Annotated in this window: 13 protein-coding genes; 2 read left to right on the top strand and 11 right to left on the bottom strand. The window is 71.3% G+C overall.

The genetic code is table 11. The annotated features are described in order from the left end of the window. Positions 1–87: 87 nt before the first annotated feature. Both F1C12_RS16185 and F1C12_RS16180 read right to left on the bottom strand, forming a co-directional pair. Entirely contained in the window at positions 88–762 is a 675-nt protein-coding gene (locus tag F1C12_RS16185) for a GNAT family N-acetyltransferase (protein WP_185275923.1), read from the bottom strand. A gap of 166 nt (positions 763–928) precedes the next feature. After that, entirely contained in the window at positions 929–2,050 is a 1,122-nt protein-coding gene (locus F1C12_RS16180; RefSeq protein ID WP_258045944.1) for a class I SAM-dependent methyltransferase, read from the bottom strand. Between the two features lie 49 nt (positions 2,051–2,099). Between F1C12_RS16180 and F1C12_RS16175 the strand changes: the two genes are divergently transcribed. Together F1C12_RS16175 and F1C12_RS16170 are read left to right on the top strand one after the other, a co-directional pair. Further along, positions 2,100–2,564, top strand: coding sequence for a hypothetical protein (locus tag F1C12_RS16175; protein ID WP_185275921.1), 465 nt, complete (start codon positions 2,100–2,102; stop codon positions 2,562–2,564). A 47-nt stretch (positions 2,565–2,611) separates the two neighbouring features. Beyond that, positions 2,612–3,766: a glycosyltransferase gene (locus F1C12_RS16170; protein ID WP_185275920.1), complete on the top strand. Its 1,155-nt coding sequence runs from the start codon at positions 2,612–2,614 to the stop codon at positions 3,764–3,766. On the opposite strand, the gene F1C12_RS16165 is transcribed toward F1C12_RS16170, so the two are convergent. The 9 genes from F1C12_RS16165 to F1C12_RS16125 form a co-directional block, all read right to left on the bottom strand. Then, a complete protein-coding gene (locus tag F1C12_RS16165; protein WP_185275919.1) occupies positions 3,763–4,311 on the bottom strand; it encodes an isochorismatase family protein in 549 nt (182 codons plus the stop codon). The two genes, F1C12_RS16170 and F1C12_RS16165, sit on opposite strands and share 4 nt — an antisense overlap. A 50-nt stretch (positions 4,312–4,361) precedes the next feature. Continuing rightward, on the bottom strand, positions 4,362–6,602 hold the full coding sequence (locus F1C12_RS16160) for a glycoside hydrolase family 31 protein (protein WP_185275918.1): 2,241 nt from the start codon (positions 6,600–6,602) through the stop codon (positions 4,362–4,364). After that, complete coding sequence (locus tag F1C12_RS16155; protein WP_185275917.1) at positions 6,599–7,765, bottom strand: glycoside hydrolase family 15 protein; 1,167 nt, start codon at positions 7,763–7,765, stop codon at positions 6,599–6,601. The genes F1C12_RS16160 and F1C12_RS16155 overlap by 4 nt, the downstream gene beginning before the upstream one ends. Before the next feature lie 77 nt (positions 7,766–7,842). Next, a complete protein-coding gene (locus F1C12_RS16150) occupies positions 7,843–9,084 on the bottom strand; it encodes an ABC transporter substrate-binding protein (RefSeq protein ID WP_185275916.1) in 1,242 nt (413 codons plus the stop codon). Between the two features lie 58 nt (positions 9,085–9,142). Beyond that, positions 9,143–9,958 carry a carbohydrate ABC transporter permease gene (locus F1C12_RS16145; protein WP_185275915.1) on the bottom strand — a complete coding sequence of 272 codons (816 nt, stop codon included), beginning with the start codon at positions 9,956–9,958 and terminating at the stop codon, positions 9,143–9,145. Further along, positions 9,951–10,898, bottom strand: coding sequence for a carbohydrate ABC transporter permease (locus tag F1C12_RS16140; RefSeq protein ID WP_185275914.1), 948 nt, complete (start codon positions 10,896–10,898; stop codon positions 9,951–9,953). Before F1C12_RS16140 ends, F1C12_RS16145 begins: the two co-directional genes overlap by 8 nt. 5 nt (positions 10,899–10,903) lie before the next feature. Further along, positions 10,904–12,112, bottom strand: a complete 1,209-nt coding sequence (locus F1C12_RS16135) for an ROK family transcriptional regulator (protein ID WP_185275913.1) — start codon at positions 12,110–12,112, stop codon at positions 10,904–10,906. Positions 12,113–12,235: 123 nt separating this feature from the next. Continuing rightward, positions 12,236–12,574, bottom strand: coding sequence for a hypothetical protein (locus tag F1C12_RS16130; RefSeq protein ID WP_185275912.1), 339 nt, complete (start codon positions 12,572–12,574; stop codon positions 12,236–12,238). Then, complete coding sequence (locus F1C12_RS16125; protein WP_185275911.1) at positions 12,568–12,915, bottom strand: hypothetical protein; 348 nt, start codon at positions 12,913–12,915, stop codon at positions 12,568–12,570. The genes F1C12_RS16130 and F1C12_RS16125 overlap by 7 nt, the downstream gene beginning before the upstream one ends. Between the last annotated feature and the right edge of the window lie 7 nt (positions 12,916–12,922).

The raw sequence follows: 12,922 nt of genomic DNA, 5'->3' as shown, positions 1-12,922 counted from the left end.
CCAGGACCCCAGGACAAGCCTTTTCGCCACGAAATCGGTCGTGAATTTGATGGAAACAGACGGAAACCGAGGCGGTTGAGGGCCTACTCAGAGATTATCGACACTTTTCGTCCCGAACGGCGGGGTCTCGACGGCCCCGCGTGACGGCTGGGCCGCGCGTTCGGCCGCGTAGTCGGCCTCCGACAGCACGAAGGTGATCCGCTGCACGGTCCCGCCCGCGAGGCGGAACCCCAGCCGGAGGGCCAGCCGCGCCGACGACACGTTGGACCGGTCGACCACCGCGGTCACCAGGCACGCGCGCAGCTCGCCGAACGCGAGGTCGAGCATCGCGCGGGCGGCCTCCGTCGCGTAGCCGTGGCCTCCCTCGGCGGTGAGCTGCAGCCAGCCCATCTCGGCGACCCGGGTCTCCGGCGCGACGGTGCGCAGGTGCAGCGACACGTCGCCGATCACGCGCCCGTGACGCTCGACCGCGAGCACCAGGAGGTCGCCGGCGCCGGCGAGCTCGGTGTGCGCCGTGCGGGCGAGCAGGTGATCGTGCGCTTGGCGCGCGGTGCGGAGCGGCCAGTCCAGGCCGCGGCGCACCTCCTCGTCGTCCTCGATGCGGCGCCAGTCCGCGGCGTCGCTCGCGCGATAGGGCCGCAGCAGCAGGCGCGCCGTCCGCACCTCGTGGGCTTCGACCGGCATCCCGAGCACCGGGGAGCCCCACAGCGAGCGCAGGGCGTGGCGGCCCAGCAGACGCGGGCGGCGCGGGAGAGAGGTCACAGCGTCCTCCTCTCCTTCCTCGACCGTAGAACGGCCGCGCTATGGCTGCGCTGCGACCACCGCGGTCAGTGTGAGAAGCCCGGAAGCGTCCCATAGCCCACGCACAGGGCGCGGCGCCCGCGCCGAAGGGCACGCAAACGCCCGCGAAAGCACGGTTGAGGGGCGTTCACGCGCCCTTCGCGGTGGAGGCCGTGACGGTGAACTTCGGGTTGCGGGCGATCTGGCGGGTCGGGCCGACCGCGCGCTCCAGGGCGGGACGGTAGCCCAGGTGCGAGTTCCACACGGTCCACAGCTCGCCGCCCGGCGCCAGCACCCGGCCGGCGTCGGCGAACATCCGGTGCGCGATCCCGGTGTGGACCGCGCCGCCGATGTGGAACGGCGGGTTGAGCACGATGAGGTCGGCCGACTCGTCCGGCTGGGAGGCGAGCCCGTCGTCGCGCACGACCTCCACCCGCTCGGCCACCCCGTTCGCGGCGGCCGTCGCCCGGGCCGACGCGACCGCGGCCGCGGACTGGTCGGTGGCGATCACGCGGATCTCCGGCCGGGCCGTGGCGAGCGCGGAGGCCAGCACCCCGGTGCCGCAGCCGAGGTCGATCGCGGTCCGGGCGTCAGGCGCGGCGTCGCCGAGCACGGTCAGCAGGAATCGCGTTCCGATGTCGACGGTCGCACCCGCGAACGCCGCGCCGTGGGCGCAGACGTGGAGCCCGGTCTCCGCGTCGAACGCCCGATCGGGCCAGCGGTCGAGCGCGGTGGCCGCCGCCGGCTCGGGCGTGCGGGCCGTGAGCACGCGCGCCTTTTGCCGGGCGAGCGACGCCTGCACGTCGCCGAACACCTCCCCCAGCACGCTGTTCATCGCGGTGGTCATGTGCTTGAGCATCCCGCCCGCGTAGACGACGACCTCCGGATGCGCGTGCTCGGCGGTCAGCGCGGCGATCTCCGCCAGCGCCTCCAGGCTCCGCGGCAGCCGCAGCAGCACCGTCCGGGCTCCGGCCACGAGGGAGCCGTCGAGCGGCCGGTGCTCGTAGGAGCCGGCCAGTCCGAGCTCGTCGGCGTTGGCGTCGAGCGCCCGCTCGGCGGTCAGCGGGTCCTGGTGGACCCGGATGCTGCGGGCGCCGCGAGCCGCCGCGGCGAGGGTGAGCGCTCCGTAGGCGTCGCCGACGACGACCAGGCCGTCCCGGAGGACGTCGTCGCCGGCGAGGTCGGCGATGAGCCGGTCGGCGGCGTCCGACGCGAAGAGATTGGGCGCCTCGACGTCGGGCCGGCGGCGGAGGCGCTCGTAGGGGAACACCGGTTCAGTCAATCAGACCCCGGGCGTCGCCGTGTGATACTCCTGACCCATGACCGCCCCCGATCCGCACGTCCTCGCGCCCGGGCTCGCGCCGACGCCGTTCAGCGCCGCGGAGATCCGCGCCGGCTGCCCCGCCGGTCGGGTGTCGATCGTCCGGACGCCCGATGGCCTGACCGCCATCCGCTTCGCCGAAGGGGATGACGACGGCGCCTGGATCGAGGACACCCCGCTCGATGAGACCGGGAAGCCCTCCGGGCCGGTCGAGCGCGAACGGTCGACGTGGCTGGAGCTGCAGGAGCACGCCGCCTTCCCGGTGGAGCACACCAGGATCGACCGCTGCGAGTTGCTCGGACCGCTGGAGCAGCGCCGCTGCCTGCGCTACACGGTGCGACGCGGAGAGGCGACGCTGGTGTTCTGGTTCGCGGTCGACCTGCCGGGGATGCCGATCCGGGTCGAGCGCACAGAAGGCGGGGTGACGCGGACGACGCTCGAGGTGATTCGGGTGGGTTTCTGAATCCGGTCGCCTGAGACTCCGGTCTCTCGTCCTATATGTTTGATTCCATGAGTGATCGGCATCCACGCCCGCGCGTGACCGTCCACCTCGATCAGGGGCAGTCGCTCGACGCGTGGACCGCCCGTTTCGACGACGGGCGGGCGTGGGAGCGCACCCCCTACAGCTACGGCGAGGCCTCGGCGGCGGTGCGGCTGCGCTTCAGCGCCGACGCGCGTGAGACCCGCTGGGGGCGGCTCGCCCGGAAGGCCTTCGCCCGAGTCCTCGGCTTCGACCTGATCCACGCGTGGCGCAACCGCGACGGCATCCTCGACTGCGACGTCGTGTGGACCCACACCGAGCGGGAGCACCTCGCGGTCGCCCTGCTGTTGAAGATCGCGCGACTGCGGCGACGTCCGCACCCGCTGCTGCTGGCGCAATCCGTCTGGCTCTACGACCGCGGCACGCTCCGGAACCCCGTACGCCGCGCCCTGGTCCGGTGGCTGCTCGCCGAGGCGGCCGTGCAGACGACGCTCAGCACGGTCAACGCGGAGGCGGCGCGACAGCTGATGCCCGGCCGGCGCGTGCTGCGCATCCCCTTCGGGGTCAACGACGATCGCGCGACGCCCGCCGCCGCGCCCGACTCGTCGCGTGACTCGCCTCGCCCGCTCGTCATCGCCCCGGGCAACGACTGGGAGCGCGACTGGACGGCGCTCGCCCGCGCCGCGGCGCTCGTGCCCGAGCTCGATGTGCGCATCGTCGCCGCACCCGCGCGGGTCCGGATCGACGGGGCGCGTCCCGCGAACCTGGAGGTCGCGCCGACGCCCGGCGTCTCGGAGCTGGCCGAGCTCTACGACCGGTGCGTCGCCGTCGCGGTGCCCGTCGTGGCCAACAACCACGCGTCGGGCGCGACGGTGGTCGTGGAGGCGGCGCAGCGCGGTATTCCGATCGTCACCGCACGCGCGGGCGGGATCGAGGAGTACGCGGAGGCGGCCGGGGCGCTCTTCTACCGGGCCGGCGACGCCGACGAACTCGCGAGCCGCCTCCGCGAACTCGCGTCCCAGCGTCGGCATCGCCTTCCGCCGACCGCGGCGACGCGGGGGCTCACCGGCTCGGACTACGCGGCACGGCACGTGCTCCTGACGGACTGGCTGCTCGGGTCGGGCGAGCACGATCGGCGCGTGGAGGAGTTCGTCCCGGTGACGGACGTCCTGGCCACTCCCTAGAACGTCACCTCCGCCGCCCGCACGACCTCCGCCGTCCTCCCCGGAGCCCGGTGGTTGCCCCAGTACAGGTTCGTGTGCGCGATCACGAGGTCCGGCGTCGGCGCGCCCCACTCGCTCAGGTCCTCCGTCGTGTGGGCGTCGCCGACCAGCGTCACGTCGTAGCCGCGCACCAGCCCGCCGTGGATCGTCGAGCGGATGCACTCGTCCGTCTGGGAGCCGGTGACGACCAGGCGGCCGACGCCCGCGGCGGCGAGCACGTCCTCCAGCTGCGTCTCCTCGAACGCGTCGGCGTAGTGCTTGGGCACCAGGGCCTCGGACTCGTCGCGGGACAGCTCCGGCACGTACTCCCACGCCTCGCTGCCGTACTCGACGTTCTCGTCGGAGTGCTGGATCCAGACGACCGGGACGCCCTCCGAGCGCGCCCGGTCGACCAGGTCGTGGATGGTGCCGACGACGTCGTCGCGAAGGTAGGCGCCGCCGATGACACCGTTCTGGACGTCGATCACGAGCAGCGCAGAGCCCTCGCGGCCGTGGAGTGTTGTCATGTCGTCCCCTCACGCTCGCCGGCTGCCTCGCACGGCGAACGGGGACGAGGCTACCCCTCCCCGAACGCGAACACGAGACGCAGCCGCTCCGTCGCCTCCGCCCGCGCAAAGACCGGGATGCGGTCGATGGGCGCGGCCGCCTCGACCGTCCGGCCGCCGGAGACACTGTCGCCCGACCACACGTCGACCCAGTCGCCCTCCGGCAGATAGACCGCCACCGACTCGGCGCCCGGCTCGAGCACCGGGGCCACCAGGAGGTCGTCGCCGAGCATCCACTCGCCGGTCGCCTGCCACACCTCGGGATCCGCCGGGTGATCGAAGAACAGCGGGCGCATCAGCGGGCGGTCGGTGCGGATCGCCTTCGCTGCCTCCTCCGCCAGGTACGGGAGCAGGCGCTCGCGGAGGAGCACGAACTCGCGGAACAGCGGCAGGACCCGGTCGTCCGCCGTGCGCTCGGCGATGTTCCACGGGGTGCGGTCGCGCGACGGGGTGCGGTGGTGGTTGAACTCGGAGTGGTACTGCATGATCGGCATGAACACACTCGCGGCGGTCGCCCGGAGGTACAGCTCGGCGTCGGGGATGTCGCCGGAGAAGCCCGCGATGTCCCAGCCCCAGTACACGATTCCGCTCGCGGCGGCGGAGAGTCCGGCGTTCACGGACCAGCGGAAAGCGTCCCACGTCGAGTTCTCGTCGCCAGCCCAGAACGCGCCATGCGCCTGGGAGCCGGTGAAGCCGGCGCGGCTGAACGTGACGGGAGCCTTGCCCGAGGAGCGCAGGAGCTCGCCGTAGGCGGCCGCGTAGGCCACCGGGAACGTGTTGTTCTTCTCGTCGCCGCGACGGCCGTCGAGGTAGACGAGCTCACCGCCCCAGGCGTGCTCGCCGCCGTCGGTCTTGAAGCCGTCGACACCGACCTCGTCCACGAGGTAGCGTCGCTTCTCGGTCCACCACGCCGCGGCGCGCTGGTCGGTGAGGTCGGGCATCAGCGCCAGCGGGAACCACCAGCCGCGGTTACGGTACGGGCGGGTCCCTCCCGCCGGGGCGGGCTCGCGGATCAGCACGTCGTCCTGGATCGCCGCGCGGGCGTCGGCCGCCGCCTGGCCCTGCGGGTGGGGGCGCATCTTCATCAGCGGGATCTGCCACAGGTGGAGGCGGATGTCGCGTGCGTGCAGCTCGTCCGTCATCCCCTTCGGGTCCGGCCACGCCCCGCCCGCCGGGAAGTCGAAGTCGGCGAGCCGGTGCGGTGCGCCGTCCTGGGTCACGGCGTAGCGGGCGTCCCGGAAAGCGGTGAAGGTGCTCTCGTCGCTCCACGCCTCGATGACGACCGAGCCGACGGGGATGTCGTGCTCGCGGTGCAGGTCCATCTGCCGCATGACCTCGGCCTGCGTGTTCCACTCGTTGCCGCTCGCCCAGAGCCGGAACACCCACGACGGGAGCTCCTCCGCGCGGCCGACGCCGTCGAGGAAGCCGCCGAGCACGGCCGCCGGGTCGCCGTCGAAGAACCGCACGGCGATCGAGCCGTCCGGACCGGTCTGCGCCTCCACGCCGATGGCGCCGGGGTCGGTGGCGCCGAGGTCGAACCAGACCCGGCGGGAGGTGACCACGTGGAAGCCCCAGCCGGCGCCGCCGACGACGTGCGCGAACGGCATCGGCAGGTAGGTCTTGCGCTCGGCGCCCTGGCTCTTGTACTGCTCGAAGACCACCGAGTCGAGCTCGGTGCCGGTGTGGTCGATCGCGTCGTAACGCTCTCCGAAGCCGGTGACGTGCTCGCCTGCCGCCAGCCGCAGCGCGAATCGCACCCGGTGGACGCGCACGCCGTCGTCGAGCGCCTGGACGGAGTCCTGCACGACACGGGAGGCGCCGACGGCGTCGACCAGCTCCGGCGCTGGCCGCCAGGTCGCCGCGCGGAAGTCGAACCAGCGCGTGCGCTCGAGCCGGCCGCCCTGGTGGCGGGCGGTGAACCGGTAGCGGTACGCGCCTCCCGCCTGCAACGCCGGGGTGACGACCTGCCATCCGCCGACCGCTCTCGCCAGCCGCGCCTGTGCCGACGCGAGGTGGCCGCCGTCGGTGACACGGCCGCGGGAGGTGGTCGCGACGCGCTCCAGGGTCAGCTCGACGGTCTCCCTGTCGCCGCTGTCGGGCGTCCAGGCGAGCTCGACGGTGACGGAGTCGACGGAGGCGTCCGCGCGGACCCCGAGGGTGGCCGTGCTCCCGGCCTCCGGTTCGACCGGCCAGCGCTGTTCGGTGTCGACGGAGTAGGGGTGACCGGAGCCTGCGGGCCGGTGACGGATCATCGTGCGAGTCCTTCCAGGACGGAGTCGGTGGCGGGGGCGGCAGAGGTGTCGGCCGCGCTGTCGGGCGCGGTGGCGTCGAGTTCCGCGCCGAGCCGCAGCAGCATGGCGTGGCTCCACAGCAGCGGAGTCGCCACGGTCCCCCAGCGGTCCACCCATTCCCAGCGCATCCCGGGGGCGATCAGGTGAGCGCTGACCTGCTCGGGGAGGTCGAGGTCCTCGGTGGCGGTGGAGGCCGCCCACTCGTACAGCTCGACCGCTCGCGCGCGATCACCCGCGGCGAGCTGGGCCAGCCCGAGGAAGCAGCTGAGCAGCGGCCACTGGCCGCCGCCGAAGAAGGTGTCGCCGAGGTAGCGGTGCGTCCCCCCGTTGACCGTCAGGTGGCGCTCCAGCAGATCGATGGTCGCCGCGCCGGTGGCGGAGCGGGGGTCGGCGAACCCGAGCGGGGCGAGCGCGGCCGCGAGACTCCCGTCGACCGCGGTGCTGCCGAGCCACTTCACGAGATGACCGGAGAGTGTCCCGCGCTCCTGCACGAGCCGGCGGATCGCGGCCGACGCGTCGCGTGCTCCGGCCTCTCGCGCACCGTCGAGGAGGCCGGCATCGGTCACGGCGTCCAGCCCGGCCGCCACGCACGCGAGCGTGGAGACGTGCACGTGCTCGCTGTGCTCCTCCCACCAGTCGTAGCAGGGCCGATCCCAGGAGGCCACGAGGTAGTCGGTCGTCAGCCCGATCGCCTGCGACCAGCGACCAGCGTCGACGTTGTGGCGGCGGGAGTGCTCGACCACGGCCCAGAGCCACGTGCCGTAGCCGTCGAGCTGGAAGTCCCACCACTCGTCGTCTCCGGCGCCCCCGGCGAACGTGTAGCGGGCGGGAAGCATCTGCGCCCCGGCCGGAGGCCGGCCGGCCCGCGTCTCCGCGACGATCCAGTGGATGTGGTCGGCGCGGTCGGTGAGCACAGCGGCGCACCAGTCGAAGAAGCGCTCTGCGCTCTCCGCCTCCCCCGTCGCCGACATGCCGTCCGCGATGAACGCACCGTCGCGGAACCAGCTGTAACCGGTGTAGGCCGAGAACGTCGGGCTGGCGGGGTACGCGCCCTCGGCGGTCTGCAGGCTGGCGATCAGGGCACGGCTGCGCTCGGCGAGCGGGGAGGAGGTGTAACGAGGCACGTCGGTTCTTCCGTTGTGGGTGGGGAGCGCGGGCCCGGCCGCGCCGGAGTGGGGGTCCCTGGCGCGGCCGGGCGGTATCACTTGAGCAGCGAGGTGACCTGGTCGGCCGTCGACGGGATCGAGGAGGACGTCTTCTGGCGTCCCGCGGCGATCTCGCCGAGGGCGTTGGTCACCGTGTCCTGGATCTTCTGAGAGTTCGCCCCGAGCTGCGGCGCGACAGCGACGTGGTCGAGCGAGTCGAAGACCGCCTGACGGTTCGCGGGGGTGCCGGCGGTCAGGTAGGGCTTGAGCAGCGAGTCGTCGCTGATCGCGGGGATCTCCCAGCCCGACTTGAGCCGCACGTCCACCATCTCCTTGGAGCTCGAGAGGTAGTCGGCCCACTTCTGCGAGGCCGCCTTGTCCTTGGCGTCCTTGGAGACCACGACGGCGTTGGAGAACGTGGCGCTGGCCTTCTGGGCGTCACCCGGCTCGACCTGGACGTCCCAGCCGAAGGGCAGCGTGCCGAGCGTGCTGAACATCCAGATGCCGGTGTGCCACATGGCGAGCTTGCCCGCCTTGAACAGGTTGGTGTCGAAGTCGGCCGTGCCGGCGCCGTCTGCGGCGGTCGGCATCACCGTGCCGGACTTGCCCGCGATCCAATCGGCGGCCTTCTGGCCCGCGGCGTCGCCGAACGCGGCCTTCTTGCCGTTGCTGCTGAGGAACTGGCCGCCGGCCTGCTGGACCGCCTTGTAGTACTCGTTGTAGGTGACCGGCTGGTAGTCGCCCCAGACGCCGGCCGACTTGTCGGTCAGCTTCTCGGCCGCGGCCTTCTCGTCGGCCCAGGTCCAGTCCTTGGTCGGGTAGGAGACGCCGGCCTTGTCGAAGAGGCTCTTGTTGTAGAACAGCACGACGTTCGAGAACGATGTCGGCAGGCCGTACTGCTTGCCGTCCGTCTTGTAGGTGTCGAGCACCGACGTGCGGTACTTCGCGGAGTCCACGTTGTCGAGCGGCTGAAGCACGCCGTCCGCCTGGTAGGTCGCGTAGCTGCCGGCGTCGACGTCGAACACGTCCGCCTGCGTGCCGGCGGAGAGGTCGGTCTGCAGCTTGGTGAAGTAGTTGGCGTAGTCGGTGGTGGTGACCTTGACCGTGATGTTCGGGTTCGCCTTCTCGAACGCCGAGACGATGGTCTGGAGGTTCTTCTCGTTGCCTCCGTTCGAGATGAAGTTCGAGTACGTGACAGTGGCCTTTCCACCGTCCGAGCCGCTGGAGGACGAGCAGCCGGCCAGACCGACCGCGGCGAGGGCCGCGACGGCGATACCGGCGACGAGTGACTTCTTCATGAGGGTGCGATCTCCTTCGATGCTGTGATTCGGGGTGGGTGATGGAGGGGTCGGCCGGCTATTTGAGGCCGGTGCCCGCGACGCCCTGGACGATGTACTTCTGGGCGAAGATGTAGAGCGCGAACATGGGCAGGATGCTGATCACCGAGCCGGCCATCAGGACGTCCCACTGGGTGGAGTACTGGCCCTGAAGGCTGGAGAGGGCGACGGGCAGCGTCTGCATCAGCGGATCGCGCAGGATGATGAGCGGCCAGAGGAAGCTGTTCCACGTGTTGAGGAACGCGAAGACCGCGAGGGTGGCGAGCGCCGGGCGCACCAGCGGGAGCACGATCTGGAAGAACACCCGGAAGTGGCCGGCTCCGTCGAGCGTCGCCGCCTGATCGAGCTCGTACGGGACGGTGCTGATCGCCTGCCGCAGCAGGAACACGCCGAACGCCGACGCGATGGTGGGGAGGATCGCCCCGGCGTAGGTGTTGATCAGCCCGAGGGACTTCATCTCCACGAACAGCGGGACGATGAGCACCTGGAACGGGATCATCATGGTGGCGAGGTACAGCAGGAAGATCGCGCCGCGGCCCCGGAACGGCAGCCGGGCGAACACGTACGCGGCCATCGCGCTGGTCACCAGCTGGAACACCGTGCTGATCACGGCGATCACGAGAGAGTTCACGATCACCTGCGCGAACGGCACCCGCTCGAACAGCGCCAGGTAGGGAGCCAGCGAGGGGTTGTCCGGGATGAGCTTCGGCGTGCTGGTGAGGCTCGCACCGGGGCTGATCGAGGTGACGACCGTCCAGACGAACGGGAAGACCATCACGATCGCGCCGACGACGACGGCGACGTAGAGGAGCGTCTTGCCGACCGGGTTACGCATAGTTCACCCACTTCTTCTGGCCGTAGAACTGCACCAGCGTGACCACGAGGATGACGAGGAACAGCAGCCACGACAGGGCGGAGGCCATGCCGGCCTGGCCGTAGCGGAAGGTCAGGTCGTAGACCTGCTGCACGACCACCTGGCTGGAGTTGTTCGGGCCTCCGCCGGTCATCACGTAGACCTGGTCGAACACCTGGAAGCCGTTGATCAGCGAGAGCACGATCACGAAGAACGTCGAGGGCGACAGCATCGGCAGGGTGATGCTGAACAGGCGCCGCCACCAGCCCGCACCGTCGATCTCCGCCGCCTCGTAGAGGTCGGGGTTGATCGTCTGGAGGCCGGCGAGCAGGATGACCATCACGAAGCCGAGGTCCTTCCAGGCCGACGCCAGGATGATCGACGGCATCGACCACGCCGGGTCGGCCCACCATCCGGGACCGTGGATGCCCACCAGGCCGAGCAGGTAGTTCACCACGCCGACGCTCGGATTGAGCAGCCAGCGCCAGACCAGGGCGACGACGACCCAGCTGGTCACGACCGGCAGGAAGTAGACGCCGCGCAGGAAGGAGCGGCCCTTCAGCTTGGAGTTGAGCGCCAGCGCGAGCCCGAGACCGCCGACGTAGACCAGCGGCAGGTAGCCGACGATGTAGTAGACGGTGTGCAGGAAGGCCTGCTGCGTCGCCGGGTCGGTGAGCAGGTGGGCGTAGTTGTCGAAGCCCACCCACTTCATGTCGCCGATGAGGTTCCACTCGTGGAGGCTGGTCCACGCCGCCGAGATCATCGGGCCGATGACGAACGCGAGCAGCGGGATGAGGCTCGGCAGGAGGAAGACGGCGACGGTCGCCGCGTAGGCGAGCCGGCGCTTGGCCGGGCGCTTGCGCGCGGGCCGGGCGCCGCCGGGCCTGCGCTCGGCGACCTCGTTGGGCCGTACGGCCGACATGACCATCAGCGGCCTCCCGCTGTGGAGACCAGGCGTTCGCGGACCAGCCGGCCCTGCTCGCCTGCGACGCCGTCCGAGTCGAACGGGGTGGCGAGCACGAGGGCCGCGGCGCCCTGCGCCCAGCGGTCGTCCTGCCAGCTCTCGACGGCCACGGCGACGCCGCGCTTGCCGGGGACGAGGGAGGCGCGCAGCGCAGGCTCGAACGTCCCCGCCCAGTGCGCCCACGCTTCGACGCCTTCGCCGAGCAGGACGACGAGCTCAGGATCGAGGACGTTGACGACCCCGGCGAGCGCCCGCCCGAAGACCCGGCCGGCGTCGGCGAAGATGCGGGTGGCGCGCTCGTCGCCGGCGTCGGCGGCGGAACGCAACGCGTCGATGCCGTCGGTCGCGCTGAGGACTCCGGCCTCCCGGCCCGCGGCCACGAGCGCGCCCTGGCCGACGACGGCCTCCAGGCAGCCGTGGTTGCCGCACTGGCAGAGCGGGCCGTCCTCGACCACGGGCACGTGGCCCATGTCGCCGGCGCCGCCCGCGCGGCCGCGGAGGATGGTCCCGCCCGCGACGACGCCGGCGCCGACGCCGTTTCCGATCGTGACGACGAGGAAGTCCTGGCAGTCGCGCCCCTGGCCGAACAGCTTCTCGGCCACGCTCAGGGCGTTCACGTTGTTCTCGACGACGACCGGGAGGTCTAGTGCCCGTCGCAGGGTCGCGCCGAGCGGCACCTGGTTCCAGCGCAGCTGGGTGGAGTCGACCACGCCGACCCCCTGCTCGAGCACCGTCCCGGGGAGGCCGACGCCGACGCCGAGGATGCGGGTGTCGTCGCCGGCGGCGATGAAGACGCGGAGCCGCTCGACCAGGCCGGAGGCGGCGAACGGCGAGACGGCGTCGAAGTCCTCTGTCGCGGAGCGGAGCACGGCCCCGTCGATGCCGACTTCCACGAACGCGATGTGATCGGGTGCGACCTTGACACCGATGGAGGACGCGGTGCGCGAGACCAGGCCGAGCATGCGGGCGGGGCGGCCACCTCCCGAGCTGGCGTGGTCGAGCTCCTCCAGGAGGCCGTCGGCGAGGAGGTCGCGCGTGAGCTGGGTGACGAGCGCCGGGGAGACGCCGAGCTTGCGGGCGAGATCGGCTCGCGAAGCCGGGCCGTGCGCGCCGAGGTGGGCGAGGATCGCCGTGCGATTCACATCGGTGCGGGAGAGGGGAGAGAGCGCCATTGCCTGCCTTTGTTCAGGAGTAAATAAACCATAGAACATAGTCGTGAACAAAGCAACGCGTATTGTGAGGCGTCAGCCGGGCTCGCTGAGGCTCGCTCTCCGCGACGAGCGATCCGAGCGGTGTCAGTCGGTGTCGCCGCGCTCCGCCAGGACGCAGTCCCGTTGCTCGTCGTGCTCCCGGAGCATGGCGGAATACTCTTCTTCGAGCTCGCCGATCCTGCGGCCTGCGTGCGCGACGTTCTCATCGGCGGTGTCCGAGACGCGCTGGAGTTCCTTCCGGAAGCCCGGGTCGTCGGCCACGCCTTCCCGCGCGCCGAGAGTGTAGAAGGTCTCGCGCAGCTGGAACATTCTGGAGCGGTAGAGGTCGAGGTAGTGGTCGGCCGACTCGATTCTTCGCTGTGCGGTCCGGCGCTCCTGGTCGTGCGCGTCCTCCAGCTCGGCCAGCGTTCGGTAGGTCACCATGCGATGCCGTTCACCCCCTGGGCGTAGTCGCCCTCAGCCTTCAACTCGTCGATACCGCGCTGCACCGTGTCTGCGACGGCGCCCGCGAGGACCGTGTTGCCGAGATCCGCGCTGCCGAGGGTGAGCCCGATGCCGGTGCTCGCCGGCAGCACGATCGCGGATTCGCCGACCTTCACCGCGGCGTTGCCGGCGTGGACGATCGGCGGCATCAGGCTGTCCAGGAGCTGGACCGCCGCGCCATGGACCTGCGCCTCGATCCAGTCCTGGACCTCGTGGACACCGGTCTGTATCTCACGGTTGACACCCTCGAAGAGCTCCTGCACGAAGTCGGCGGGATCCATGCTGAGT

The organism is Leifsonia shinshuensis, assembly GCF_014217625.1.
Taxonomy (GTDB): domain Bacteria; phylum Actinomycetota; class Actinomycetes; order Actinomycetales; family Microbacteriaceae; genus Leifsonia; species Leifsonia shinshuensis_A.
The sequence above is the reverse complement of the archived record's forward strand: the minus strand, read 5'-3'. Positions and strand labels throughout refer to the sequence as shown.